At 67.6% G+C, this 23,691-nt stretch carries 22 protein-coding genes; 8 read left to right on the top strand and 14 right to left on the bottom strand.

Translation table 11 applies throughout. The features are described from left to right. Positions 1-7 precede the first annotated feature (7 nt). Both G6032_RS05015 and G6032_RS05010 read left to right on the top strand, forming a co-directional pair. Positions 8-439, top strand: coding sequence for a CBS domain-containing protein (locus G6032_RS05015; protein ID WP_165281038.1), 432 nt, complete (start codon positions 8-10; stop codon positions 437-439). Positions 440-461: 22 nt separating this feature from the next. Then, positions 462-641: a PLDc N-terminal domain-containing protein gene (locus G6032_RS05010; protein WP_165281234.1), complete on the top strand. Its 180-nt coding sequence runs from the start codon at positions 462-464 to the stop codon at positions 639-641. A 61-nt stretch (positions 642-702) separates the two neighbouring features. Here the strand turns inward: G6032_RS05010 and G6032_RS05005 are convergent, their stop codons facing one another. Then, positions 703-2,784, bottom strand: coding sequence for a TonB-dependent receptor (locus tag G6032_RS05005; protein WP_165281037.1), 2,082 nt, complete (start codon positions 2,782-2,784; stop codon positions 703-705). A 3-nt stretch (positions 2,785-2,787) separates the two neighbouring features. Then, positions 2,788-3,075 carry a hypothetical protein gene (locus G6032_RS05000; RefSeq protein WP_165281036.1) on the bottom strand — a complete coding sequence of 96 codons (288 nt, stop codon included), beginning with the start codon at positions 3,073-3,075 and terminating at the stop codon, positions 2,788-2,790. An 81-nt stretch (positions 3,076-3,156) separates the two neighbouring features. On the opposite strand from G6032_RS05000, the gene G6032_RS04995 reads away from it, so the two are divergent. Next, on the top strand, positions 3,157-7,254 hold the full coding sequence (locus G6032_RS04995; RefSeq protein ID WP_165281035.1) for an AAA-like domain-containing protein: 4,098 nt from the start codon (positions 3,157-3,159) through the stop codon (positions 7,252-7,254). Between the two features lie 76 nt (positions 7,255-7,330). Next, positions 7,331-7,804: an EexN family lipoprotein gene (locus G6032_RS04990; protein ID WP_165281034.1), complete on the top strand. Its 474-nt coding sequence runs from the start codon at positions 7,331-7,333 to the stop codon at positions 7,802-7,804. Between the two features lie 43 nt (positions 7,805-7,847). Here G6032_RS04990 and fbaA read toward each other — a convergent pair whose 3' ends face one another. The 12 genes from fbaA to G6032_RS04930 all read right to left on the bottom strand — a co-directional run bounded on the left by fbaA (position 7,848) and on the right by G6032_RS04930 (position 18,680). Beyond that, positions 7,848-8,954 (bottom strand): class II fructose-bisphosphate aldolase, encoded by a 1,107-nt coding sequence (gene fbaA, locus G6032_RS04985; protein ID WP_165281033.1) that lies wholly within the window; start codon positions 8,952-8,954, stop codon positions 7,848-7,850. 32 nt (positions 8,955-8,986) lie between these two features. Beyond that, positions 8,987-9,766 carry a sulfite exporter TauE/SafE family protein gene (locus G6032_RS04980; RefSeq protein WP_165281032.1) on the bottom strand — a complete coding sequence of 260 codons (780 nt, stop codon included), beginning with the start codon at positions 9,764-9,766 and terminating at the stop codon, positions 8,987-8,989. Then, the gene (ccoS, locus tag G6032_RS04975) at positions 9,763-9,966 is read right to left on the bottom strand and encodes a cbb3-type cytochrome oxidase assembly protein CcoS (protein WP_165281031.1); all 204 of its coding nucleotides are present in this window, start codon (positions 9,964-9,966) and stop codon (positions 9,763-9,765) included. The genes G6032_RS04980 and ccoS overlap by 4 nt, the downstream gene beginning before the upstream one ends. Next, positions 9,963-12,452 (bottom strand): heavy metal translocating P-type ATPase, encoded by a 2,490-nt coding sequence (locus tag G6032_RS04970; protein ID WP_165281030.1) that lies wholly within the window; start codon positions 12,450-12,452, stop codon positions 9,963-9,965. Before G6032_RS04970 ends, ccoS begins: the two co-directional genes overlap by 4 nt. Before the next feature lie 6 nt (positions 12,453-12,458). After that, complete coding sequence (locus G6032_RS04965; RefSeq protein ID WP_165281029.1) at positions 12,459-12,956, bottom strand: FixH family protein; 498 nt, start codon at positions 12,954-12,956, stop codon at positions 12,459-12,461. Continuing rightward, the gene (ccoG, locus tag G6032_RS04960) at positions 12,953-14,377 is read right to left on the bottom strand and encodes a cytochrome c oxidase accessory protein CcoG (protein WP_165281028.1); all 1,425 of its coding nucleotides are present in this window, start codon (positions 14,375-14,377) and stop codon (positions 12,953-12,955) included. Before ccoG ends, G6032_RS04965 begins: the two co-directional genes overlap by 4 nt. After that, positions 14,374-14,688, bottom strand: coding sequence for a hypothetical protein (locus tag G6032_RS04955; protein WP_206211817.1), 315 nt, complete (start codon positions 14,686-14,688; stop codon positions 14,374-14,376). The genes ccoG and G6032_RS04955 overlap by 4 nt, the downstream gene beginning before the upstream one ends. 11 nt (positions 14,689-14,699) lie before the next feature. Continuing rightward, positions 14,700-15,593, bottom strand: coding sequence for a cytochrome-c oxidase, cbb3-type subunit III (gene ccoP, locus G6032_RS04950; protein WP_165281027.1), 894 nt, complete (start codon positions 15,591-15,593; stop codon positions 14,700-14,702). After that, positions 15,590-15,772 carry a cbb3-type cytochrome c oxidase subunit 3 gene (locus G6032_RS04945; RefSeq protein WP_346763761.1) on the bottom strand — a complete coding sequence of 61 codons (183 nt, stop codon included), beginning with the start codon at positions 15,770-15,772 and terminating at the stop codon, positions 15,590-15,592. The genes ccoP and G6032_RS04945 overlap by 4 nt, the downstream gene beginning before the upstream one ends. A gap of 2 nt (positions 15,773-15,774) precedes the next feature. Then, positions 15,775-16,383, bottom strand: a complete 609-nt coding sequence (gene ccoO / locus G6032_RS04940; protein WP_165281026.1) for a cytochrome-c oxidase, cbb3-type subunit II — start codon at positions 16,381-16,383, stop codon at positions 15,775-15,777. A gap of 12 nt (positions 16,384-16,395) precedes the next feature. Further along, positions 16,396-17,814, bottom strand: coding sequence for a cytochrome-c oxidase, cbb3-type subunit I (ccoN, locus tag G6032_RS04935; RefSeq protein ID WP_165281025.1), 1,419 nt, complete (start codon positions 17,812-17,814; stop codon positions 16,396-16,398). A gap of 179 nt (positions 17,815-17,993) precedes the next feature. Continuing rightward, positions 17,994-18,680: an OmpW family outer membrane protein gene (locus G6032_RS04930; RefSeq protein ID WP_165281024.1), complete on the bottom strand. Its 687-nt coding sequence runs from the start codon at positions 18,678-18,680 to the stop codon at positions 17,994-17,996. A gap of 180 nt (positions 18,681-18,860) precedes the next feature. On the opposite strand from G6032_RS04930, the gene G6032_RS04925 reads away from it, so the two are divergent. The 4 genes from G6032_RS04925 to G6032_RS04910 all read left to right on the top strand — a co-directional run bounded on the left by G6032_RS04925 (position 18,861) and on the right by G6032_RS04910 (position 23,690). Continuing rightward, a complete protein-coding gene (locus G6032_RS04925; protein WP_165281023.1) occupies positions 18,861-19,634 on the top strand; it encodes a helix-turn-helix domain-containing protein in 774 nt (257 codons plus the stop codon). Positions 19,635-19,640: 6 nt separating this feature from the next. Then, positions 19,641-20,594 (top strand): universal stress protein, encoded by a 954-nt coding sequence (locus G6032_RS04920; protein ID WP_165281022.1) that lies wholly within the window; start codon positions 19,641-19,643, stop codon positions 20,592-20,594. Positions 20,595-20,632: 38 nt separating this feature from the next. Then, positions 20,633-22,753 (top strand): S9 family peptidase, encoded by a 2,121-nt coding sequence (locus G6032_RS04915; RefSeq protein WP_165281021.1) that lies wholly within the window; start codon positions 20,633-20,635, stop codon positions 22,751-22,753. A 70-nt stretch (positions 22,754-22,823) separates the two neighbouring features. Beyond that, the gene (locus G6032_RS04910) at positions 22,824-23,690 is read left to right on the top strand and encodes a PhnD/SsuA/transferrin family substrate-binding protein (protein ID WP_165281020.1); all 867 of its coding nucleotides are present in this window, start codon (positions 22,824-22,826) and stop codon (positions 23,688-23,690) included. Position 23,691 lies beyond the last annotated feature (1 nt).

Below are 23,691 nucleotides of genomic sequence, written 5' to 3'. Positions count from 1 at the left end.
ACAGGCGATGAACACCATCCGGACGATCCTGAAGAACAAGAAGAGCGACGAGATCTGGTCGGTCGCCCCGGGCGAGACCGTGCTCGAGGCTATCACGCTCATGGCGAAACTGCGCATCGGCGCGCTGCTCGTCATGGAGGGCGAAGAGCTCGTGGGAATTCTGTCGGAACGGGATTACGCCCGCAAGATCATTCTCCAGGGGCGTCGCTCGCGCGACACGCGTGTCGAGGAAATCATGACGCGCGAGGTCATGACGGCCACCCGCGACATGACGGCGCAACACTGCCTCGGCATGATGACGCGCGGCTATTTCCGTCATCTGCCGGTCGTGGAGGACGGGCGCGTCGTCGGGCTCGTGTCGATCGGCGACCTCGTCAAGATGGTGATCGCGGACCAGGAAGCGGTCATCAACGAGTTGCAACGCTACGTGACCGGCTGAGCCCGGCCGCGGCAAGGAGTCGATCATGGTAGAAATCACCGGCCTCCTGGGCCTCATCATTCTGATTCTCGACGTCTACGCCATCGTCAAGACGGTGCAGAGCAACGCGTCCACCGGGGCGAAAGTGGCCTGGGTGGTGGTGATCCTGCTCCTCCCCGTGCTCGGCCTGCTGCTCTGGTTCCTGTTCGGACCGAAGGGCTGAATCTCGAGGCTGGTCGCAGCCCCGGGACCACCAGACATGCCGTGCCCGATCGGCAGCGCGGTCAATGCGCGCGCCACCCGAGCTCGATGAACAGGCTGCGGTCGCGACCGGGAAAATAGCGATACTCCCCGAAGGCGAAGTCGGCTCGTTCCGCGTATTCGGCATTCGCCACGTTGTGCAGCCGCAGGGCGACATAGAGGCCCTGGCGCAAGGGCTGCGTGAGCCGCAGGTGCAGCAGGTCATGGCCCGCGTAGCGCGCCGAGTTCACGGCATCCAGCCAGTAGGGGCCCATGGAGATCCACTCGAGCTCGGCACGCAGGCCTCGCCGTCCTTCCCAGCCGAGCCGCGTGCTGGAGAAGCGGCGCGGCGCGGAATCGGTGTCATTGCCCGAGACAATGATCTCGCCGCGTCCGACGTCCCGATCGAAACGCCAGGTATGGCGCGCGAAGCTCAGGTCCGTCTCCAGCCGCAGCCGGGCGCTCAGCTGCCACTGCAACGAGACTTCCATGCCGACGTGACGGGTGCGTCCGTCCGCGACGTTGAAGCCGTCGCCGTCGCGGAAGATGAAATTGCGCTTGTCCATCCGGTAAGCCGCCAGCTCCCAGGCCAGCGTCCCCGCATAGCCACGCCAGCCTAGCTCCAGGCTGTCGATGGTCTCGCTCGAGAGATCCGCCACGACCTGGCCGCTCTGCAGGCGGTACAGCTCGGTCGCCTGGGGGGCACGGAAGCCGCGCCGGGCCGCCACCCACGCCAGCTGTCGCGCCGCCGGCCGCCAGCCGAGCGTCAGCTTGGGCGCCAGGTTGTCGAAGCGGTCGTCACGATCGGCCGGACGCGTGTAGAGACAGCCCCCGGGGCATTCGCTGCCGTCGTCACGGCTGTTGCCGTCGAGCATGCGATTGTCGTAGTCATAGCGGAGGCTTTCGCCCCGCAGTCCCAGCCCGAGGCTCCACCGATCTCCCAGCGGGCGCTCCCAGTGCAGCCAGGGCGCCAGGCTGTGCGCGCGTACCTCGTAGTCGTAGTGCTGGCCCGGCGGGCGCCGGGCGGCGACAGGCGGCGGCAGCCCCGTGGTCGGGCCGGACTGGGACTGCTCGAGGCGGCCAGTGACGATCTCCGCATCGATGCCGTAATGCAGCATGCCGCCCGCGGCGGCCCGGCGCGCAGTGACCTGGACTCCTCCGCTCACCTGGCCGTTTTCCTCCAGCGGCTGTCCGGGAAGGAAGTGCTGCAGGAAACGCATGTCGCTGGCGCGCAGATACGGCCGGATCTCGAGTCGCGCCACGCCGTCCTCGCGCCGCCAGGCGCCGGCGATCCTGAGGCTGTCGGCCTCGCGAAAGGCCTCTGGGTTCGGGTTGCTCTGGCGTGCCGCGGCGTCGCGATACGCGCGAAATCCCTCGATGAAGCCGGCCGTCTCCTGGTCCAGGGTCGTGGCGGCCAGCGAGATCTCTCGCTCCGTATCGCCTGCGCGAGCCCGCCAGATGCCATTGACCTTGGCCTGCTCGTAACCCGTCGCGTCCCGCCACCCGCCATCGTGGGCGAGCTGGCCGGTGACACGAAATCCACGCGCGCCGTCCCAGCGCCCGCCGCTGAAACGCCCGCGCACGTAATCCGCGGGTCCGCCGTCGATGGACACGTAATCGCGGCCGTCTCCGGGAGCGGGCATCAGGACGTTGACGATCCCGTGCAGTGCGTTGGAACCATACAGCGAGCTCCCGGGGCCGCGAATCACCTCGACCGCCCGTGCCTGGGCAAGGTTGAGTTCGAAGAGTTGATTCACGTTGCAGAATCCGGCAGGTCGAGACGGGATGCCGTCTTCCAGGAACAGGAATGCACCGCAGGCGCCCGGCCCCGACAACACCGGCGAGCGGATCGCGACGAGGCTTTCCTGGCCGCTGTTGCGCGTGATCCAGGTGCCCGGCACGCGCCAGAACAGCTCCGAGGCATGGGTGGGCGCGACGGCCTCGATGCTCTCTGCGCCGATCAGCCCTGCGTTTCCGGGTGTGGCCACGATCGGAGCCGCGGAGCGTGTCGCCGTGACGGTGACGGGATCCAGTTCCGTAGCTGCGGCATGCATCCCGGGCAGGGCGGCGACGAGCATGACAAAGGCCCGCGTGGCGCCGGGCCCCATGTGAAGCCGTTTCTGCATGGTTCAGTCAGCGTCGGTCTCGCGGTCGACCCGCTCGATGATGAAACTGGGCTGGTCGCCTTTCCGGTAGTAGGTGAACTGTCGGCGCAGCTGGTCGATTTTCTGCTCGCGGGCCGCTTCGCTGGCAAACCAGTGGTACTCGTGCCAGTCGTCACCGAGGATCGGGCGCATGGGGTCGTTTTCCGGCAGGCTCAGGCGCACGCCCCAGGCTTTCGGCGCCTGCGGCAGGGGTCGGCTGCGATTGTGCTCGTGGCAGGCGTCGTTCATGGCATGGACTCTGGCGGTTGTCATGCCACCATTATTGATGCCGACGGACGCGGAAGCCAGCCTCGAGCTTGGCTTCGCGGGCCCGCCTCGCGGAGAATGCATCCCATGACGTCATCCGGCGATACCCCGAAGCGCGAGGCCCGTGAGCCTGCACGAGCGATCCGTGGCCGCCGCGCGGAGGATTTTTTTGTCGCGGGCGGGCCCGTGGCGCCCGATCGCCCCTGTTACGTCACGCGGCCCACCGACCGCGAGCTGCTCGAGCGGCTGGCCGCGCGGGACTACTGCCATGTCATCGCGCCACGATTCTCGGGCAAGAGCAGCCTGGTGGCGCGTGCGGCGAGCCGCCTGCGCGCCGATGGGCAGCTGGCGGCCATCATCGATGTTTCACAGCTCGGCAGCCGCGACGGTTCCACCGACGTGGGGCGCTGGTATTACGGCCTGGCCTACCGGGTGCTGCGTGACCTGCGCCTGAACGTCGACCTGCAAGCCTGGTGGCAGGAGCGCATGCCGCTGTCGCCCGCCCAGCGCCTGGGCGAATTCTTCTGGGAGATCGTGCTCGGGGCGAGCCGCGCGCCGGTGACCATCTTTCTCGACGAAATCGACAGCGTCGAGCAGCTCGACTATGCGACCGAGTTGTTCGGTATCGTCCGGGGCTGTCATGACGCGCGAGCCGGCGAGCCGGAATATCATCGCCTGTCGTTCGTCCTGCTCGGCGCGGCCCTGCCCGCCGGCAAGGCGCGTCGGGCCGGCCTCGCGGCCGCCGAGATCGGGGTGGGCCTCGAGCTGCCGGACTTCCGTTTCGACGAGGCGCGGCCACTGGCGGACGGGCTCGGCCTGCCGGCGGGTGACGCCGAGCGCGCCCTCTACCGGATCCTCTACTGGACCTCGGGTCATCCTTACCTGACGCAGAAGCTCTGCCAGGCGGTGGCGCGCAGCACCGTGCCGGTCAGTTCCGACGCGGCTGTGGACAAGCTGGTCGCGGCACGGTTCTTCACGCGCAACGCGATCACCCGGGAGACCAGCACGAGTCGTGTGCTGGACAGCCTGGATCGGGCCCACGAGCTGGCCCGTCCTGCGCTACGCCTGTACAAGCGCATCCGCAGGGAGCGTCGTCCCAAGTACGAGGCCGGCAATCCGAAACACGAACTGCTGCGGGTGTGTGGCCTGGTCAAAGTGACCGACGAACGTCGCCTGGTGGTCAGGAACAGGATTTACGCCGAAGTTTTCTCCCATCGCTGGGCGCGCGAGGCCTTGCCGCCGGAATGGGGAAAGTTCGGGCGGGTGGCCGCGCTCGTTCTGCTCGCTCTCGGCAGCGTGTGGGCTTATGTCGAAGTCCTGCCGCGGCCTTACGAGCAGACGTTGCGCGTCGCCTCGGTCGAACTGGAGGAGGCCACGGAGGCCTGGTCGGCGATGCGCAGGATTCCCGGCTTCGCGCAACGCGCGGATCGACTGCTCGCCCGCGTGCTGACTCGCCAGGGGCGCCAGGCGGCGGCCTGGCCGGACATGGTGCTGATCGACGAGCGTATGCGTGCCTTGCCGGGTTACGAGGCCCGCGCCGATGCGCTCCTGGTGGATTACTGGGAACGCCGTGCCGCGCTCGCCGAGGCGGCCGAAGAGCGTGACGAGGCGCTCCTGTATCGCCTGCGCGCCAACGTGGCCGGGCCGACGGCTGACGCCGGGCGCGCGATCGAACTGTCCGGGGGAGGCTACCGGCAACTCCAGAGCGTGATTCGTCCCGCCGGCGTCGTGGAGGCGGTGGCGCCGGCGGACGGACGCAGTCTCGTGACCCTGTCTGCGGGGAACATGGTGGAGCGCTGGGACCGGGCGACCGGTTTGCCCGCGGGACCGGCGGCGTTGCCGCTGCTCGCCGAAGAATTCGTTACCGTGCGGCGCCGCGTGAGCCTGGAAGCCGAGGGACAGGTTGCCGGGCTTTCGGTCGAGTTGCGCCTCGATCATCCGCGCCCGCAGGACCTGCAGGCCTCGCTCGTCGCGCCATCCGGACGCAACGCGTCGCTGCCGCTGGGCGAGATTGCCGAGGCCGGCGGGGTGCTGCTGATCGACGAGGCGCAGGCGCCCGGGTTGCGTGCGTTGCGCGGCGAGCCGACGCTGGGCACCTGGCAACTCGAAATCACCGACCGCGTGGGTGGAGAGCCGGGTTTCCTGCGCGGCTGGAGCCTGAGCGCGTCGCCGGATCCGGGGCACGGTGCCGAGGATCTCCCGGAGAACCCGTTATTGTTGCCGCCGCCGAGCCTGACCTCCGCCGTCCAGGCCGCGCTGGCTCCCCGCGGCTCGGTGGTGGCGGCATTACCGCGCAACGTAGCGGCGAGCGGCCGACTGCACATATGGGATGTCAACGCGTCGGTATCGCTGGGACGTTTCGACGTGGCGGCCGCGGAGCGATGGGTCGGTTTCGCCGACGAGCGGACCTTGATGCTGGTGGAGCGCCTGGCGGCGGGAGATGCCCTGCGCGTGCTGGAGGTCGATGGCAGCGAGCGCTTCGGCTACCGGGCGCCGGGCGGTTTCGTCACGGCGCCGGCGGTGTCACCGGACGGCCGTTACCTGGCGATAGCAGAGGCCGACCAGCGCAGCGCCTCGATCCGCGAACTCGAATCCGGCCGAGAGGTATTCCGCCTGGGAGGCGCCGCGGAAGTCTCCGCGCTCGCGGTGTCGTCCGGCGCCCTGTTGCTGGCAGTCGCGGATCGCGGTGACGTGGTGCGCGTCTGGCATGCCACCGACGGCATGCTGCTCGACGAACTCGTGCCCGGCGCGCCTGTTGTCGCGCTGGGATTCGATCCTTCCGGCCGTTATCTTGCGAGCGTGGACGAGGCGGGCGAGAGGCGCGTCTGGGACCTGGCCGCATCCCGGGCGGAACTCGTACTCGTGCGGCCCGGCGGCGCGCGGGCGCCGTTTGGCTTCGACCGCAGCGGGCGCCGCGTAGCGCTGCCTGCGGCGGCTGGCGGTTACGAGGTCTGGACTCTTCCCGAGCGGGCGCCGGGCGAGCCGCTTCTCGCGCAGGGCAGCCATGCCGGGCGGGCTACCGCCCAAGGCACGAAGGACCGGGCGCCGTGGCAGGCGAGCCTGTTCACGGAACAAGACGAACTGCTTACCGGGCATGGGTCGCGGAGCGTGCGCCTCTGGTCGCTGGGCGATGCGGTTCCGGGGGCCGAGTTACCGCCCGTGGCACCCGTCGTGGCGCTGGCAGCATCGGGTCTGCGCGTGGGTACGGGGCTGCCGGACGGCCGGGTCCTGCTGCGAACGCGCGACCCGACATCGCTGGAACTGCGCCAGACGATCGTCACCGGGGGTGATGCGCGTCATGGCGGCCCGGTGACCGCGATGGCGTTTTCCCCGGACGGCGATCGCATCGCCAGCGTCGGCGCCGACGGCAGCGTGCTGCTATGGGATGCGGGCAGCGGGGCGCAGATCGGCGCTCTGTTCCAGCATGGCAGCGGCGAGGTGCACAGCATCGACCTGGGTCCCGACGGACGCCGCCTGTTGACGGCGGGCGCACTCGGCGCGCGCAGCTGGGACGCAGAGAGCGGTCAACCCGGCGCGGCCCTGGGTGCGGGACGTGCTGTCAACGTGGTCGCCTTCGACCCTTCGGGCTTGAGGGCTTTCACCGGGACGCCCGCCGGCGATGTGGAAAGCTGGGATGTCGCGAGCGGCGAGCGGCTCTGGTCCGATGCCGTGGACGAGCCGGTCACCCGGCTGGCGATCAGCCATGACGGCCGGAGCATCGCGGTGGCAGGGGCCGCGGGGCTGGTTCGTGCCTGGGGGTTCGGCGCGGATGGACGGGTATCGAGCGTGACGCTCCCGACGCCGGTGCGAAACCTGCAGTATTCGCCCGACGGCGCCGCGTTGCTGGCACAGACGGATGCCTGGATCCATCGGTTCGAGCCGGCCGAGGGCCGCCTGGTGGTCACGACGAGCCGACTGCTGTCTGCCAGCATGCCGCCCACCGCATGGCGCAGCGGCGCGGCCGACGGCTCCCGCATCGTATTCGTCGGTGGACCGGACAGCGGCAAGATGATGCTGTTCGACCTGGAGCGTGCCCAACGGCCGCCCGAGGAATGGCAGCCGGACCTGGCGCAGTGGCAGCAGAAACTGAAGCTGTATTTCTCGGCGGAAGGCCAACTGCGTACCGGTATCGCATCACCATCCGCTGTGCCGGCCGCCGGTCCATCGTCCGGCGACACGCCATGAATGTGACGCGGTACGCGGCACCGGGTCACGCGCGAAAGCTAGAATCATTATTTCGCGGCGACCGCGAGGGCCGAAGATGAGAACTGCGTTGCTTGTGCTGGGCACCGCCCTGTTGCTGGGCGGGTGTACCGAAAAGAAGACCCTTTCGGTGGTGGATTTCCTGGAGAACGAGGCCGTGCTCTACGGCACCCTGACTCGTTGCAACGAAGACCCCTCTGGAATGGATCCGCGGGAGTGCTCGAACGCGCGCCAGGCGGCAGAGCGCATCGCAGCCATCGAGGAACGCACCATGCGCGAGGCGCGCGAACAGGCGTTCGAGAGCGCGCGGGCCGAATACCGGGAACAGCTCGAACAGGAACGTGAATTGCGCATCCGGGCGGAGGAAGAAGCAGAGGCTGCGCGGCTGGAAGCGCTGACCACGTCGAGCGAAGGCCCGGCGGATGTCGGGACTGCGGACGGCGGCGCGGGCGGGACCACGGATGCACAGGCCCCCGCAGATGTGGCGCCGCCCGAGCCCGACGATCAGCCGGCGGAGGACCCGCCAGGCTGACCTTGCCGAGCGATGTTCCGCGCGGACCCCCTGCAATCGGGCCTCAGTTGCGGTCGACGCAGTTGAGGTCCGCAAAAGCCTCGTGCAGCCTGTTCACCATGGACTTCTCGCCCTCGCGCAGCCAGACGCGGGGGTCGTAGTATTTCTTGTTCGGCTTGTCTTCCCCGTCCGGATTGCCGATCTGCTCCTGGAGATAGTCGCGCTTCGCCTCGTAATAGTCGCGCACCCCCACCCATGTCGCCCACTGCGTGTCGGTGTCGATATTCATCTTCACGACGCCGTAGGAGATGGCCTCGGCGATCTTGTCCTTCTCCGATCCGGAGCCGCCGTGGAAGACGAAGCTGACCGGCTTGTCAGTCGTGCCATGGACCGCGCTGACGTGCGCCTGCGAGTTCTTCAGGATCTCGGGCGTCAGCAGCACGTTGCCCGGCTTGTAGACGCCATGGACGTTGCCGAACGAGGCGGCCACGGTGAAGTTCGGGCTGATGGCGGACAGCACGCGGTAGGCGTATTCGACTTCTTCCGGCTGCGTGTACAGCGCGGAGTTGTCGATCCCCGTGTTGTCCACGCCGTCTTCCTCGCCGCCGGTCACGCCCAGCTCGATTTCCAGCGTCATGCCCAGCGGCGCCATGCGCTCCAGGTAGGCTGCGCAGGTGCCGATGTTCTCCTCCAGCGGTTCCTCCGAAAGGTCGAGCATATGGGAGGAATAGAGCGGTTTCCCGGTCTCCGCGAAATGCTTTTCGCCGGCGTCCAGCAGCCCGTCGATCCAGGGCAGCAGTTTGCGCGCGCAGTGGTCGGTATGCAGGATCACGGGGACGCCGTAATCCGCGGCCACGGCGTGCACGTAGCGTGCGCCGGCGATGGAGCCGAGAATGGCGGCCTGGTGCTGGTCGTTGGGCAGGGACTTCCCGGCAAAGAAAGTGCCGCCGCCGTTGGAGAACTGGATGATGACCGGCGAGTTCGCCGTGCGCGCTGCTTCCAGCACGGCATTGACCGAATTCGAATTCACCACATTGACGGCGGGCAGGGCGAAGCCCTCGGCCTGAGCCAGGCGGAAAATCGCCATGACGGCGTCGCCGGTGACGACGCCTGGCGAGGCGACGGAGGACACGCGGCGGGAGGCGGAAGGGCTGGTGGATGGTCGGGACATGGGTCGGTTCTCCTGCGGGACGAGGCGAGATTCTAGCCGATTATTCGGGGGGACTTTGCCGGGGGCTCCAGCCGGGCTTCATGCTGGCCGTGGTCGTGCCCGTGGCCGGAATGTTCGGCCGGGGGGCTGCCGTGATCGCCGTGGTCCTGGTGGCCCGTCATGTGCATCAGCGGAGTGGCCGCGGTCCATGCCCCGAACGCGACCAGCACCCAGCCCAATGCGCGTCGCCGTCCGGCGGTAAGCCATGTGCCGCCACGACCGGAGGCCCATGTGAGCCCGATCATGGCAGGCGCCGTGCCCAGCCCGAAGACCGCCATGAAGGCTGCACCGTTGATCGCACTGCCGCTGCCCGCGGCCGCCGCCAGCATGCCGTACACGAGGCCGCAGGGCAGCCAGCCCCACAGCGCGCCGAGCGCAAATCCCTGCCCCGCATGACGCGGAGGAATGAAACGCCGGGCCAGGGGGGCCAGGCGACGCCAGAGTCCGGCACCTGCGGCTTCCAGCGGCGCGAGCAATTTGAGGTTCAGGGCGACCTGCAGCCCGAGAATCACGAGCAGCAGGCCCATCACGAGGCGCAGCCACGGGCCGAGTCCGGCCACCCCGGCGAGGCCGGCGCCGATGGCGCCCGCCATGGCGCCCGCGACCGCATAACTGGCGATGCGGCCGGCGCTGTAAGACACGGCGAGGGACGCGCGCCCGCCACCGGCCATGCCGAGCGCGCCCGCGATGCCGCCGCACATGCCGAAACAGTGGACGCTGCCCACCAGACCGGCGACGAGCGCCGCGAGGAGGCTGGTCTCGAGGCCGCTCACGGCTGCCGCTCCTCCGGTGTCTCGGCGTCGGCCGGCTGGCCGGGCGGCGCGGGCGGCTGGGTGTCGTCATCCAGGAGGATTCGCCAGCTGGGGCTCTCGAGGTCGTCGAACTGGCCGCTGTCCACCGCCCAGAAGAACGCCCACAGCGCCCCCACCACGATCAGGATGCCCATCGGAATCATGAGGTAGAGGATGCTCATGCGCCCGCATTCTCCGTGATCACCGGCGGACTGGCGAGGGCGGGGCGCTTCGGCGGGCGGGAGAGACGCAGCGCATTGAGTACCACCAGCAGGGAACTGGCCGACATGCCTATGGCGGCCATCCACGGCGCGATGAAACCCGTCGCGGCGAGCGGCAGCGCGATCGTGTTGTAGGCCGCCGCCCAGACGAGATTCTGGCGCACGATGCGCAGCGTGCGACGCGCATGATGTATGCCTTCGCCGAGCGGGTGGAGCGCGGCGCCGAGCAATACCATGTCGGCGCTGGTCTGGGCCAGCGGAGTGCCGCCGGCCATGGCGATGGAGACGTCGGCGCCCGCGAGCACAGGCGCATCGTTGACACCGTCGCCGATCATCGCGACGGCCCCGTCGCCGTCGCCCTGCCGTTCGCGCAACAGCCCCAGCTTGTCCTCAGGCGTCATCCCCGCGCGCCACTGGCGGATCCCCACCGCGGCGGCGATCGGTGCCACGGCGTCGGCGTGGTCGCCGCTCGCGATCTCGGCGGCGATCCCGAGTTCCAGCAGTCCGGCCACGTCCGCGCGCGCCCCGGCGCGGAGGCGATCGGCCAGGCTGAAGCAGGCCGCCACTCCGTCTCCACTGGCCAGCCAGACCACGGTCTGTTCCTTAGCATCGTTCCTGTCGCTGCAAGGATCGGGGTCTTCTGAGAGGGAAGAACCGGCGAGGCGAGTCACCCAGTCGGGCCGCCCTAGCCGCCAGCGGCGTCCTTCCACGCGGCCCTCGATCCCCAGCCCCGGGCTCACGTGGACCTCCGTAGCCTCCCCACGCGCCTGTGCGACGGCGAAAGCCCTGGCGATCGGATGTTCCGACTCCGCTTCCAGGGCCGCGGCGATCCCCAGGGCCCGGTCGGTGTCCAGTTCACCCCGGGTCTCGACATCCGTGATGCGCGGTTGGCCCAGGGTGAGCGTGCCGGTCTTGTCGAAGATCACCCGCTCCACGTGGGCGAGTCGCTCGATGGCGCCGGCGCGTGTCACGAGCAGGCCGTGCCGCGCCAGGTAGCCCGTCGCGGCCGTCAATGCGGCCGGCGTCGCGATCGAGAGTGCGCATGGACATGTCACCACGAGCACCGCCAGGGTAATTTCGAAGGCGCGCGAAGGATCGATGGCGTTCCATACGAACCAGGTCAGCGCGGCCGCACTCAGCACGCCCACCACGAACCAGCGGGCGATACGATCGGCCGTCGCCGCGATCGGCGTGCGCTCCGCCTGCGCCCGATCGAGCAGTCGGCCGATAGCCGAAACCAGCGTGTCCGCGCCGGTGCGTTCGACCTGGAACTCCACGGGATCGCCCAGGTTGACGCTGCCCGCCAGCGCGCTGTCGCCGGCCTGGCGCAGTCGGGGACGCGATTCGCCGGTCAGCATGGATTCGTCGAGACGCGCCCCGTCCGCGCACAGCCGGCCATCCGCAGGCAACGTCTCGCCGTGTCGCACGGAGACGAGGTCGCCGGGCCGCAGTTCACGCAGCGCCACGGTTTCCCATTCGCCGTCGGCGCCGCGCCGCCGCGCCGCCTCGGGGAGCAGTCGTGCCAGCGCTTCCTGGGTATCGCCCGCGCGGTGGCGGGCGCTCATTTCGAGGTAACGCGCCAGGGAGAGAAAGAATACGAACATCGTCACGGAGTCGAAATACACCTCGCCGTGGCCGGATACCGTGTGCAAGACACTCGCGCACCAGGCGGCGCCGACGGCCAGCGCCACGGGCACGTCCATGCCGGGCTGGCCGGCGCGAATGTCGCGCCAAGCGCCGGCGAAGAATGGCCGACCGGAATAAAGTGCCACTGGCGTGGCTACCAGCAGGCTGACCCAGCGGAACAGGTTCTCGAGCCCTGCGTCCATGTCCTGGAATGCGCCGACGTACATCGCCACGGCGTACATCATTACCTGCATCATGCCGATGCCGGCGACGCCGAGGCGGCGCAAGGCACCACGCCGCTCGCGCAAGGCCATGTCCGCCGCGCCCGCGCTGCCGGGATGCGGCTGGTAGCCGAGCCGGGACAACACGCCCAGCGCGCCGCTCAGCGGCAACACGCCCGGCTCCCAGACGAGGCGGGCGCGCGCGGTCGCGGGATTGACGCGGATCTCGCGCACACCCGGAATCTGCTCCAGGCTGCGCTCGATCAGCCAGCCGCAGGCGGCGCAGCGCACCCCTTCGACCAGCATGGTGCAGCTGCGCAAGCCGTCTTCGGTCGGGGCACTGACGGCGTCGAGCATCTCCGGCCGGTCGAAGGGACGCCATGGCAGTTCCGGGGCCTCGGCCGCCACGCCGCCCCTGGGCCGGTTCGCCGGCAGTGTCCGGAATCGATAGAAATCCGCCAGGCCGGTTTCGGCGATCAGTTCGGCGACCGCCTTGCAGCCGGGGCAGCAGACGCGGTGCGACTCGTCCTCGATCTTGACGAACCAGGGTTCGGTCCCGGTGAGGGCCTCGCCGCAATGGAAGCAGGTGCTCTCGGCCACCGGTGCTCAGGGAATCCGCGGTGGCGCGAGGGCCACCTCGTCCTGGTCCCGCAGCTCCCCCGAGAGGCGCCACGTGCCGTCGCCGGGATAGAGTTGCAGGTACCAGCGACCCTCGGGCGGCGCCACCTCGCCGCTCCATCCGCCCGGCATGCGAACGAGATCGATGACCTGGTCGCGTGTCTCGACGAGCGGGTGGGACAGGCGCAACTGCAGCGATTCCGGCGACACGGCGGGCGGCTCGAGCACCACGTCGACGATGTCCGCGCCCGCGATGAATCGTATCCTGGCGGTGACCCCCAGCGCGGCAGCGGCCTGGTCGCGCTCCATGCGCAGTTCCGTCGAGCGCGCGATGCGGGCGTAATCATCCACGACCATAGGATTGGGGTGGCTGATCGCCAGCCAGAAGGTGAACAGGCTGGCGATTACGACGGAACCCGGCAACGCGATGAGGAACCACGGCCAGAACTGGCGGTACCACGGCTCGGGAGGCGGTGCGGCGTTCAACGTGAGCCTCCGCGAGAATCGGCCGGGCCCAGGAACGGCGTGTTGCGCTCGATGGTGGTCGGCACGGCGCCGACGGCCTCGACGAACAAGGTCACTTCCGCGCCACCCGGCGGGACCGCATCGGCAGGGACCCGCAGCCGCACCGGAACGCGCCGCACCTCGCCCGGCGCCGAGATCAGCGGCAGGGATGCATCGAGGCTAAGCTCGATCCCCTCGAGGCCGCTGGCGGACAGTTGATAGCGCCGCTCGGCCTCCGTCTTGTTGACGAAAGTGACGGTGTAGACATTCTCGATGAACCCGCCGGGCAGTTCGCGATACAGGGTGTTGCGGTCACGGATCACGTCTACGATCAGCGTGCTCCGATTAGCCACGGCCACGCCGAAGCCGATCAACAGGGCGAGCAGCAGCGCACCGTAGATCATCACGCGCGGTCGCAGGACGCGCACCGGTTGCTGTTCCTCCATCGCGTGATGGGTCGAGTAGCGGATCAGGCCGCGCGGGTAATCCATCTTGTCCATGACGTCGTTACACACATCGACGCAAGCCGCGCAGGCGATACACTCGATCTGCAGCCCTTCCCGTATGTCGATGCCCGTCGGGCAGACCTGCACGCACATGCTGCACTCGATGCAGTCACCGAGGCCCGCGGCCCGCGGGTCCACCGACCGCTTCCGGCGGCCGCGCGGTTCCCCGCGTTTCTCGTCGTAGGAAATAATCATCGTGTCCTTGTCGAACATGGCGCTCTGGAAGCGCGCATAAGGACACATGTACTTGCAGACCTGCTCGCGCAGCAGCCCGGCATTGCCGTAGGTCGCGAAGCCGTAGAACAGGACCCAGAACGTCTCCCAGGGGCCGGCCGAGAAACTGAGGAGCTTGGGCCCCAGTTCCCTGGCCGGCGTGAAATAGGCGACGAAGGTGAAGCCCGTCCAGAGAGCGAAGCCGATCCAGAGGAACTGCTTTGCGCCCTTGCGCAGCACCTTGTCGCGGGTCCATGGGCCCTGGTCGAGCTTGCGTCGCTGGCTGTGATTTCCCTCCGTGATGCGCTCCATCCACAGGAACGCCTCGGTCCACACCGTCTGCGGACAGGCATAACCGCACCACAGGCGGCCGGCGATGGCGGTGACGAAAAACAGGGTCAGCGCGGCGATGATGAGCAGCCACGCCATGAGGAAGAAATCCTGCGGCCAGAAGGTCAGGCCGAAGATGTAGAACTTGCGCGCCGGCAGGTCGAACAGCACGGCCTGCCGGTCGTCCCATGGGATCCATGGCAGGACGTAATAGATGCCGAGCAGGACCCATGCGGCGAGGTTGCGCAGCGAGGCATAGCGCCCCTTGACCTCCCGTGGGTAGATCTTGCTGTGCGCGACATAGAAAGAGTCCGGGGCGGCCTGGTTATTGCCGCCCTCCGCCTGGGCGTTCATTCGTCTTCCCCGCCGCCCGCCTGGGTTTCCGTGCGGACGAGCCAGATCGCGAAGGCGGCGGTACCGGCGGTCAGCAGCCAGAAGCCGAAGAAGCCGATGGCGTAGCCGGCCTGGCGGCTGATCTCCCAGCCCGGCGTCGTGGTGCCCGAAAGCACTTCCGGGTCCACCATCGCGAAGAACACGGCGGACGCTGCGCAGGCCATCAGGAAGGAGGACCACACCACGTAGGCGAAGTCGCGTTGCCGGCGCCGCCAGGGGCGGCCGGGTGTTTCGTCACCGTGGAGCGGCCGCCCGATGGAATCGGATGCCATGTCGTACCTCGTTATTCGGCCCGACCGGACAACCGCAGGATATACGCGGCCATCACGCGGGACTGCTGCTCGCCGAGGATCGGCAGTTGCGCCGGCATGTGGTTCTGCCGCCCCTGGGTGATGGACTCCGCGATGGTCGCGCGGTCGGCGCTGTAAAGCCAGTTTTCGTCAGTCAGGTCCGGGGCGCCCATCGCGGTCTGCCCCGTCCCGTCCATGCCGTGACAGGCGCCGCACACGGCCCACATCGGCGCCGCCTTCGCCGCCATGGTTTCGTCATGGGAAAGGCCCGAGAGGCTGCGGACGTATTCCACCATGTTGCTGACACCGCTGGTGCCGCCCACCGCGTCCGTCATCGGCGGCATGACGCCGCTGCGCCCCTGCTTGATGCTCGTGAGCACCGCATTCTCGTCGCCGCCCCACAGCCAGGCGTCGTCCGTGAGGTTCGGGAAGCCGGGAGCGCCCCGGCCGTCGGCGCCGTGGCACTGCGCGCAGCGGTTGCCGAAGATGTTTCCTGCCGCCGCCATCGCCTCCGTATCGCCCGCCATTTCGGAGATCGACATGTCGTCGAAGCGGGCGAAAAACTGCTGTTGCCGTTCGTCCATGCGCGCGACTTCCTCCTGGTACTGTCCCGTCTGGCTCCATCCCAGGACGCCCTGGAAGTTGCCCAGGCCCGGGTAAAGCACCAGGTAGACGATGGAGAACACCACCGTCAGGTAGAACAACCACAGCCACCAGCGGGGCAGGGGATTGTTGTATTCCTCGAGGTCGCCGTCCCAGACGTGGCCGGTCGTGTCGGAGGCCTTTTCGCCGGGAGAGGTTTTCGACGTCACCCGCAAAAGCCAGACGGCGCCGATGATGTTGGCCACGGTCAAAAGAATGATCCATCCGCTCCAGAAACTGCTCATCGCGATTCCTCGTCCTCAGGAGTGCTCTCGGGGCCGCGTTGCTCTTCTTCTTCGAGCGGGAGTCTTGCGGCTTCTTCAAAATCCTTGCGGCGGCGACTGCTCCAGGCCCAGGCGACGATGCCGATGAAGGCCGTCATCATGAGCACGGTCCAGACGACGTGCCACGTGCCTTCGCCCACGATCAGCGTCCCCGCCCGAGATTGGTTCCCAGGCTTTGCAGGTAGACGATCATTGCATCCATCTCGGTCTTGCCGCTGACGGCCTTGGCCGCGGCGGCGATGTCTTCGTCGGAGTAGGGATGCCCGAGCCGGCGCAGGGCGAGCATGCGCTTCTCGACGGCGCGCGGGTTGAGTTCGCGCGTCTCGAGCCAGGGGTAGGCCGGCATGTTCGAATCGGGAACCAGCATGCGCGGGTTCCTGAGATGCAGGCGGTGCCACTCGTCGCTGTACAGTCCGCCGACGCGCGCGAGGTCGGGCCCCGTGCGCTTCGAGCCGAACTGGAACGGCCGCTCGTAGACCGACTCTCCGGCGAGGGAATAGTGTCCGTAGCGCTCGGTTTCCGCCCGAAACGGCCGGATCATCTGCGAGTGGCACCCATAGCAGCCCTCGCGGATGTACACGTCCCGCCCGGCGAGTTCCATCGCCGTATGCGGCCTTACACCCTCGGCCGGGTCACGCACCTGCGAATCGAAGATCAGCGGGACGATCTCGACCAGTCCGCCGACGCTGATGACCAGCACCACCAGCACGGCCATCAGGCCGACTTTTCTTTCGATGAGTTCGTGTTTCATCCCAGCATCCCCCTAGTGCGCCGGCGCCAAGACCGGGACATCTTCGATCTTCGCGTCGCGGATCGTGCGCCACGTGTTCCAGCACATGATCAGCATGCCGCTGAGGAACAGCAGGCCGCCGAGCAGGCGCACGCCGTAGAAGGGATAGGTGCGCGCGATGCTCTCGATGAAGGTGTAAGTCAGCGTGCCGTCGTCATTGACCGCGCGCCACATGAGGCCCTGCATCACGCCGGCCATCCACATGGCTGCGATGTACAGCACCACGCCGATCGTGGACACCCAGAAATGAATGTCGATGGCCTTGACGCTGTACATCTCCTGCTTGCCGAACAACCGCGGGATCAGCATGTAGACGCAGCCGATGGAAATCATCGCCACCCAGCCCAGCGCGCCGGAGTGCACATGGCCGATGGTCCAGTCGGTGTAGTGCGACAGGGCGTTGACCGTCTTGATCGACATCATCGGTCCTTCGAAGGTCGACATGCCGTAGAACGACAACGAGACGATGAGGAACTTCAGGATCGGGTCCGTGCGCAGCTTATGCCAGGCGCCCGAGAGCGTCATGATGCCGTTGATCATCCCGCCCCAGGAGGGCGCCAGCAGCATCAGCGAGAACACCATGCCGAGCGTCTGTGCCCAGTCGGGCAGGGTCGTGTAATGGAGGTGATGCGGCCCCGCCCACATGTACAGCGAGATCAGCGCCCAGAAGTGCACGACCGACAGTCGATAGGAAAAGATGGGGCGGCCGGCCTGCTTGGGCACGAAGTAGTACATCATTCCCAGGAAGCCGGCGGTGAGAAAGAAGCCGACGGCGTTGTGGCCATACCACCACTGCACCATGGCATCCACGACACCGGAGTAGATCGGGTAGGAGTGCACCATGCTCGTCGGCAGCGCCAGGCTGTTGACGATGTGGAGCACCGCCACGGTGAGGATAAAGGCGCCGAAGAACCAGTTGGCGACGTAGATGTGCTTGACCTTGCGGATCGCAAGGGTGCCGAAGAACACGACGGCATAGGACACCCAGACCGCGGCGATCAGGATGTCGATCGGCCAGATCAGCTCGGCATATTCCTTGCTCTGCGTGAGGCCGAGCGGCAGGGTGATGGCCGCCAGCACGATGACGACCTGCCAGCCCCAGAAAGTGAAGGCCGCCAGCTTGTCGGCGAACAGCCGCACATGGCAGGTGCGCTGCACGACGTAGTAGGAACAGGCAAACAGTGCGGAGCCGCCGAAGGCGAAAATCACCGCGTTGGTGTGCAGCGGCCGGAGCCGTCCGTAGCTGAGCCAGGGCACGTCGAAGTTGAGCGCCGGCCACATGAGCTGGGCGGCGATGATCACTCCCACCAACATTCCGACCACGCCCCACACGATGGTCATGATTGTGAACTGGCGGACGACCTTGTCGTTATATGCGCTTGCTGTCGTCATAGTCCTCTACCGGCTGCCTGAGGATGAAACGGGCGGCAGGTAAGCGCGCCCGGGGATATGGGAATCTGTAGGCGACATCGACATGCAGAGAGCCGCTCGCGCGGCTCTCTGCATGGTGCCCGGGGCGGTCTCGCCCCGGGACTTTTCGCGGGCCGCGGGGATCCGACCCCGCGCAGGGTTCAGAAGCGATAGCCGATGTGCAGGCCGTACACGATCGGATCGATATCCACTTTCGCCGTGCTGAAGTCGGCCCCGTCGACCGTCAGGGTCGCGTCGGTGCTGATGTCGATCCAGCGCACGTCGAAGTTGATGAACCAGGTGTCGTTGACGATGTAGTCGAAGCCCACCTGGGCGGCGAGGCCGACCGAAGTGCTGTCCACGTCGAGGCCGGTGGTCGCCCCCAGCAGTCCGTCCGCTGCAACGAGCCCTTCTTCCTTGCTGTCGTCCAGGAACCAGGTCAGGTTCAGGCCGGCGCCGACATAGGGCTGGAACACCGCATCGGGCATGAAGTGGTACTGCAGGCTGAGCGTGGGCGGCAGATGGGTCACCGTCGCGGCCGTGCCGGGCAGCCCCGCCACTTCGATGTCGTGCTCGTAGGGCAGCGCCGCGAGCAGTTCGATGCCGAGGTTGGCGGTGTACATGTAGGTGATGTTGAAGGTCACGCCGATCTGGCTGTCGACATTCACATCCTGGACGGCCACGCCTTCGAGGCCGGCCGCTGTCAGGTCGAGTGAGCCGTTGTCGCTCTTCGGGTCGATATTGCTGCCGCCGAAGCGAACCAGCCAGTCGCCCGCCTCGTGGGCATAGGCCGGTGCGGCAAGTCCGAGGGCGGCGGCGAGGGCGAGAGTTGAAGCAAACGTACGCATTTTGAAGCTCCCATGCTTTGTTGTTGAATTTACATGGAATTCTAGTCATGCTGGCCAGCCTGGAATTGATCTGGATCAATTCTGGACTGCGGTCTTCCGAAGGGTAAATAAGTGTTTCCACTAGGCTGGTAGCGCAACCCTTTGTTTATAATGAACAGACGCTAATATTTTGGGGTTGGGGTGGCAGCGGACGGGAACTCGAACATCATCAGCATCGCGCATCTCCGCCAGAGTTGCCGCAGCTGCACGCTTCGCGACTTATGCCTGCCCCTGGGGCTGGACAACGAAGACATGCAGCGTCTCGAATCCATCGTCCATACCCGCGGGCCGATCCGCCCCGGTGATCACCTGTTCCGCGAAGGCGACGATTTCCATGCGCTGTATGCCGTCAAGAAAGGTGCGCTCAAGACCTACACGATCGACAGCCAGGGCCGCGAGCATGTGCTCGGATTCCACCTCGCGGGCGAACTGGCCGGCCTCGACGGCATCCATTCAGGCCGCAACCGCTGCAATGCAGTGGCCCTGCAGACGGCCTCGGTCTGCGCTTTGCCTTTCGCGCGCCTCGAGCAGCTGATCCACGACGTCCCGGGTCTGCAGGCCCAGGTGCTCCGCATCATGAGCCGCGAGCTCGCGGCCAGCGCGAAACTGGCGACCGACCACAGCGCGGAGGAGCGCCTGGCCGGATTCCTGCTGGGCCTGTCGAGGCGATATCACCGTCGTGGGCTGTCGGCCGCCGTCCTGAGCCTGCCGATGCCGCGGCGAGATATCGCGAGCCACCTGCGCCTGGCGACCGAGACGGTCAGCCGGCTGTTTGCCCGTTTCCAGGACGATGGCATCGTGGCCGTGAGACGTCGGGAGGTGACGATCCTCGATATGGCGGCCTTGCAGGCGCTTGGGGCGTCCTTCGATCTCGAGGATGGCGATGACAAGCAACGGAGCCCGCGCCTGAGGTAATTGCCGATGAACCGAGACTCCGCCGCACCCGTGCTCGCTGCCGTCGATCCCGGTGATGATGGGGCCGTCGCGCTCGAACGGGCCGCTACGCTGGCGGCGGCACTGCACGCCCCGCTCGAGCTGTTCGCCTGCGAGTTCGACCAGGCCATGGAGGGCAGCCATTTCCGGGTCACCGAGCGCGTCGAGGCGGCGCGGGCGGCCCGGGTTGCGGCGCGGCGGGCATGGCTGGAGACCTGTGCGGCACCCTGGCGGGACAAGGGCCTGGAGGTGCGCACCACGGCGATCTACGCGAATCCGCGCGACGAAGCCATCGCCCGCCATGCCCTGGCGACCGAGGCGCGCCTTGTCGTGATGCGCACGCACCACCACGAGTGGCTGAAGCGCGCCACGCTGAGCGCCGCTGACTGGCAACTGATCCGCACCTGTCCGGCGCCGTTGCTGCTCGTCAAGGGGCGGCGATGGGCGGCTCGCCCGACGCTGCTGGCCGCGGTCGATCCGAGTCATCGCGACGACCAGCATGCCGAGCTGGACCAGGCCATTCTTGAACTGAGCGACCGACTCGGTGCGGCGATGGGTGCAGAGACCTGGGTGGCGCATTGCGTGTTGTCTATGGCCGCGCTCGAGTCCACGGCTGCCCTGGCACTGATGCCCGAGGCGCTCGGCACGCCACCGGAAGAGTACTTCGGCAACCTGGTCCAGCAGCTCAGGGGCGCGATCCTGAGACTCGTGGAAGGACGGGGCATCCCCGCGGCGCACGTGCGGATCGTCGAGGGTCGGCCGGAGAAGGAACTGCCCCGCCTGGTCGATGAGCTCGGCGTCGATGTCCTCGTGACGGGCGGGGTTTCCCGCAGCCGTCTCGAGCAGGTCTTCATCGGCGGCACGGCGGAGCGACTGCTCGATCACGTCGCCTGCGATCTCCTGGTCGTCAAGCCCCCCGGCTTCCGCTGCCCCATCGAATAGCGTTTCCCGTCACAGCTTCCCTGCTCACGGAGTTTCCGATGCTGAATCTGTTTCGCCTGCTTGCCCTGTTCCTCGGCGCTTTGGCCGTCGTCGCGCCGGCTGTCGCCGCCGATCCGCAGCGGCCCATCACGCACGAGGACCTGTGGCTGATGCCGCGGGTCGGCGCCCCCGAGGTCAGTCCCGACGGCCGGTGGGCCGTCGTGGCGGTCACCCGGCCTGCGTACGACAGCGACGAACAGGCGAGCCACCTCTGGCTGGTGCCGACCGACGGCAGCGAGTCGCCCCGGCAACTGACCTTCGCGCGTGGCGGGGAGTCCGGTACCAGCTGGAGTCCCGACAGCAAGCGCATCGCGTTCACCACGCAGCGCGAAGGTGACGAGGCGCCCCAGGTCTACGTGCTCGACCTGGCGGTGGGCGGTGAAGCCCGGAGAATCACTTCGATCAGTACCGGCGCGCGCCAGCCGGTCTTCTCGCCCGATGGCCGGCGCATCGCCTTCGTCAGCGACGTGCACCCCGACAGTCGCAGCGACGCGGACAGCCAGCGCATCAGCGAGGAAGAGAAGGCCCGCAAGCACGAGGTCCTGACCTACACCGGCTTCCCGATCCGCAACTGGGATCGGTGGCGCATCGAGCGCCAGCCACGCCTGATGGTGCAGGGGCTGGATGAGCGCGAGGCGCGGGATCTCCTCGCCGGCAGTGACCTGGTCGCATTACCCGGTTACGACGGCCGGCCGACTCCGGGCGGCAGTGAGCTCGACGCCCGCTGGACGCCCGACGGCGAGTCGCTGGTGTTCGTCGCGAGCACCAATCGCCACCGTGCCGCGTTCGCCTTCACCCACACCGACCTGTGGCACGTCGCTGCAACCGGCGGCGAGCCGCGCCGCCTGACCGGCGGATCGATCGACGCAGAAGGCGACAACTGGGGTTCCCCGACTTTCAGTCCCGACGGCCGCAGCCTTTACGCCACCCGCACGCCGCGCACCGATCGCGTGTTCAACGCCGCGCGGCTGGTGCGGCTCGACTGGCCGACCGCGTCCGTCGCCGGCGAGATCGAGATGCCGGAGAAGCGCCGGGTGCTCCGTTTCGCTGTCGCGCCCAACAGCCGGGAAGTGTTCATCCTTGCGGAAAACGCCGGCCATGTGCAGCTTTACCGCGCGAAAGTCCGGGACGGGCGCGCGCGGCCGGCATTCGACATGGAGGCGGGGATCTACAGCGACCTGTCCATTTCCAGCCGCGGACGACGCCCGGTGCTCCTGGCGCGCTTCGAAAGCTCGGTGAGCCCGGGGGAAGTCGTCCGGATCGATTTGGGCCACGGCGGGCACGAGGCACTGACGTCATTCACCGCCGAGCATGTGGCGCCGCTGGACCTGCAGCCGCCGGAGCATTTCTGGTTCGACAGCGAGCGCGGCACTCCCATCCACAGCCTCCTGGTGCGCCCGGCCGGCTTCGACCCCGAGCGGCGTTACCCCCTGCTGGTGCTTATCCACGGGGGGCCGCACGGGATGTTCAGGGACTATTTCCACCTGCGCTGGAACTACCACCTGCTGGCCGGCTCGGATTACGTGGTGCTCGCGACCAACTACACGGGTTCGACGGGCTTCGGCGAGGCCTTCGCCCAGGCCATCCAGGGCGATCCGTTGCGGGGACCCGCCGAGGAGATCAACCAGGCCGCGGACGTGGCTATCGAGCGCTTCGCTTTCATCGATGGCGAGCGGCAGTGTGCCGCCGGGGCCAGTTACGGAGGGCATCTTGCCAACTGGCTGCAGGGCACGACCGACCGGTATCGCTGCCTGGTCAGTCATGCGGGCCTGGTCAACCTGATGACCCAGTGGGGCACCAGCGACGCGGTCTACCATCGCGAGATGAATATCGGTGGGCCGCCATGGGAAGTGCCTGCCCTGTGGGAGGAGCAGAATCCGATCCGCTTCGCCGCCGAATGGTCAACGCCGGTGCTGGTGACCATCGGGCAGCTCGACTACCGGGTGCCGATCAATAACGTGCTCGAATACTGGACCGCGTTGCAGCGCCAACAGGTGGAAAGCCGCCTGCTGGTCTATCCGAACGAGAACCACTGGATCCTGAACGGCCACAACAGCCGGCACTTCTACGGGGAGATCGCCACCTGGCTGCAGCGGTGGCTGCTCGAGGGAGAAGGCTAGCTAATCCTCAAGTTCCGCCCGCAATCTGCCGATAACTCAGGCAGATACGGAGTTTTCGGGCGGTTTTTTCATGGTTGGGCACAGGTTCCAAGGCTGGATCGCGACGCTGCTCTTGTGCTCGCCCGCCGCCGCGATGCCGGCGGAGTCGCTGGTTTTCGTGCCCCTGCCGATGGAAAACCCGCGCAACACGGTGGCGCACAGCAAGGCGCTGGCGGCGCACTTCCAGCGATTGCATGGCGGGCCGGTGGCCGTTCGGCACCTTGCGGATTACGACGAGATCCTGCGCGCCTTCGTGGCGGACGAGATCGATTTGCTGCATCTTGGCCCGCTGCCGTTGCACGAGTTGCAGCGCATGGCACCCCATGCCGTCGCCGTGGTCGCCCTTCTCGGGAGCGACGGGGAGGCACGGTACACCTGCGCGCTCGCCTCACCGACCGACAGCGTGCCCGAGCCGGGTGAGCCGGGGTCGTCCGAAGGGCCCCGGGCGCCCGCGCGGATCGCGCTCACCCAGCCGATATCGACCTGCGGCTACCTGGCCAGCGGCTGGTTGTTGCAACAGGGCGGCGCCGACATCGACGAGATGTCCGCAGACTATCTCGGCAGCCACGAGGCGGTGGCGCTGGCGCTGGTGGGGGGCAAGTACGCCCTGGGCGGCCTCAAGCGGAAGATCGCCGACCGCTACAGCCAACTGGGCCTCCGTGTCATCGCGGAGACGGATCCCCTGCCGGGTTTCGTGCTCGTCGCCAATGGGCGCACCATGACGCTCGAGCAGATCGAGACACTGCGTGCGGGCTTGCTCGCCACCGATGCAAACATACTGTCCGGACTGGAACTCGGTCGCCACGGTTTTGCTCCGGTCGACGAACTATCCCTGGGGACGATCGAGCGCATGATCCGTGAAACCGGATTCCGTGTTCCCGCCGGACCTGGTTACTGAG

It is taken from the genome of Wenzhouxiangella sp. XN24 (assembly GCF_011064545.1).
GTDB lineage: Bacteria > Pseudomonadota > Gammaproteobacteria > Steroidobacterales > XN24 > XN24.
Note: the sequence above shows the minus strand (reverse complement) of the source record. Positions and strands in the feature narration are given on the sequence as shown.

What these genes read in the sequence shown, in the direction of transcription:
- G6032_RS05015 (WP_165281038.1), top strand. Translation starts at nt 8, where the DNA reads ATGAACACCATCCGGACGATCCTGAAGAACAAGAAGAGCGACGAGATC.
- G6032_RS05005 (WP_165281037.1), bottom strand. Translation starts at nt 2,784, where the DNA reads ATGCAGAAACGGCTTCACATGGGGCCCGGCGCCACGCGGGCCTTTGTC.
- G6032_RS05000 (WP_165281036.1), bottom strand. Translation starts at nt 3,075, where the DNA reads ATGACAACCGCCAGAGTCCATGCCATGAACGACGCCTGCCACGAGCAC.
- G6032_RS04995 (WP_165281035.1), top strand. Translation starts at nt 3,157, where the DNA reads ATGACGTCATCCGGCGATACCCCGAAGCGCGAGGCCCGTGAGCCTGCA.
- G6032_RS04990 (WP_165281034.1), top strand. Translation starts at nt 7,331, where the DNA reads ATGAGAACTGCGTTGCTTGTGCTGGGCACCGCCCTGTTGCTGGGCGGG.
- fbaA (WP_165281033.1), bottom strand. Translation starts at nt 8,954, where the DNA reads ATGTCCCGACCATCCACCAGCCCTTCCGCCTCCCGCCGCGTGTCCTCC.
- ccoS (WP_165281031.1), bottom strand. Translation starts at nt 9,966, where the DNA reads ATGAGCATCCTCTACCTCATGATTCCGATGGGCATCCTGATCGTGGTG.
- ccoG (WP_165281028.1), bottom strand. Translation starts at nt 14,377, where the DNA reads ATGAACGCCCAGGCGGAGGGCGGCAATAACCAGGCCGCCCCGGACTCT.
- G6032_RS04955 (WP_206211817.1), bottom strand. Translation starts at nt 14,688, where the DNA reads ATGGCATCCGATTCCATCGGGCGGCCGCTCCACGGTGACGAAACACCC.
- ccoP (WP_165281027.1), bottom strand. Translation starts at nt 15,593, where the DNA reads ATGAGCAGTTTCTGGAGCGGATGGATCATTCTTTTGACCGTGGCCAAC.
- ccoO (WP_165281026.1), bottom strand. Translation starts at nt 16,383, where the DNA reads ATGAAACACGAACTCATCGAAAGAAAAGTCGGCCTGATGGCCGTGCTG.
- ccoN (WP_165281025.1), bottom strand. Translation starts at nt 17,814, where the DNA reads ATGACGACAGCAAGCGCATATAACGACAAGGTCGTCCGCCAGTTCACA.
- G6032_RS04930 (WP_165281024.1), bottom strand. Translation starts at nt 18,680, where the DNA reads ATGCGTACGTTTGCTTCAACTCTCGCCCTCGCCGCCGCCCTCGGACTT.
- G6032_RS04920 (WP_165281022.1), top strand. Translation starts at nt 19,641, where the DNA reads ATGAACCGAGACTCCGCCGCACCCGTGCTCGCTGCCGTCGATCCCGGT.
- G6032_RS04915 (WP_165281021.1), top strand. Translation starts at nt 20,633, where the DNA reads ATGCTGAATCTGTTTCGCCTGCTTGCCCTGTTCCTCGGCGCTTTGGCC.
- G6032_RS04910 (WP_165281020.1), top strand. Translation starts at nt 22,824, where the DNA reads ATGGTTGGGCACAGGTTCCAAGGCTGGATCGCGACGCTGCTCTTGTGC.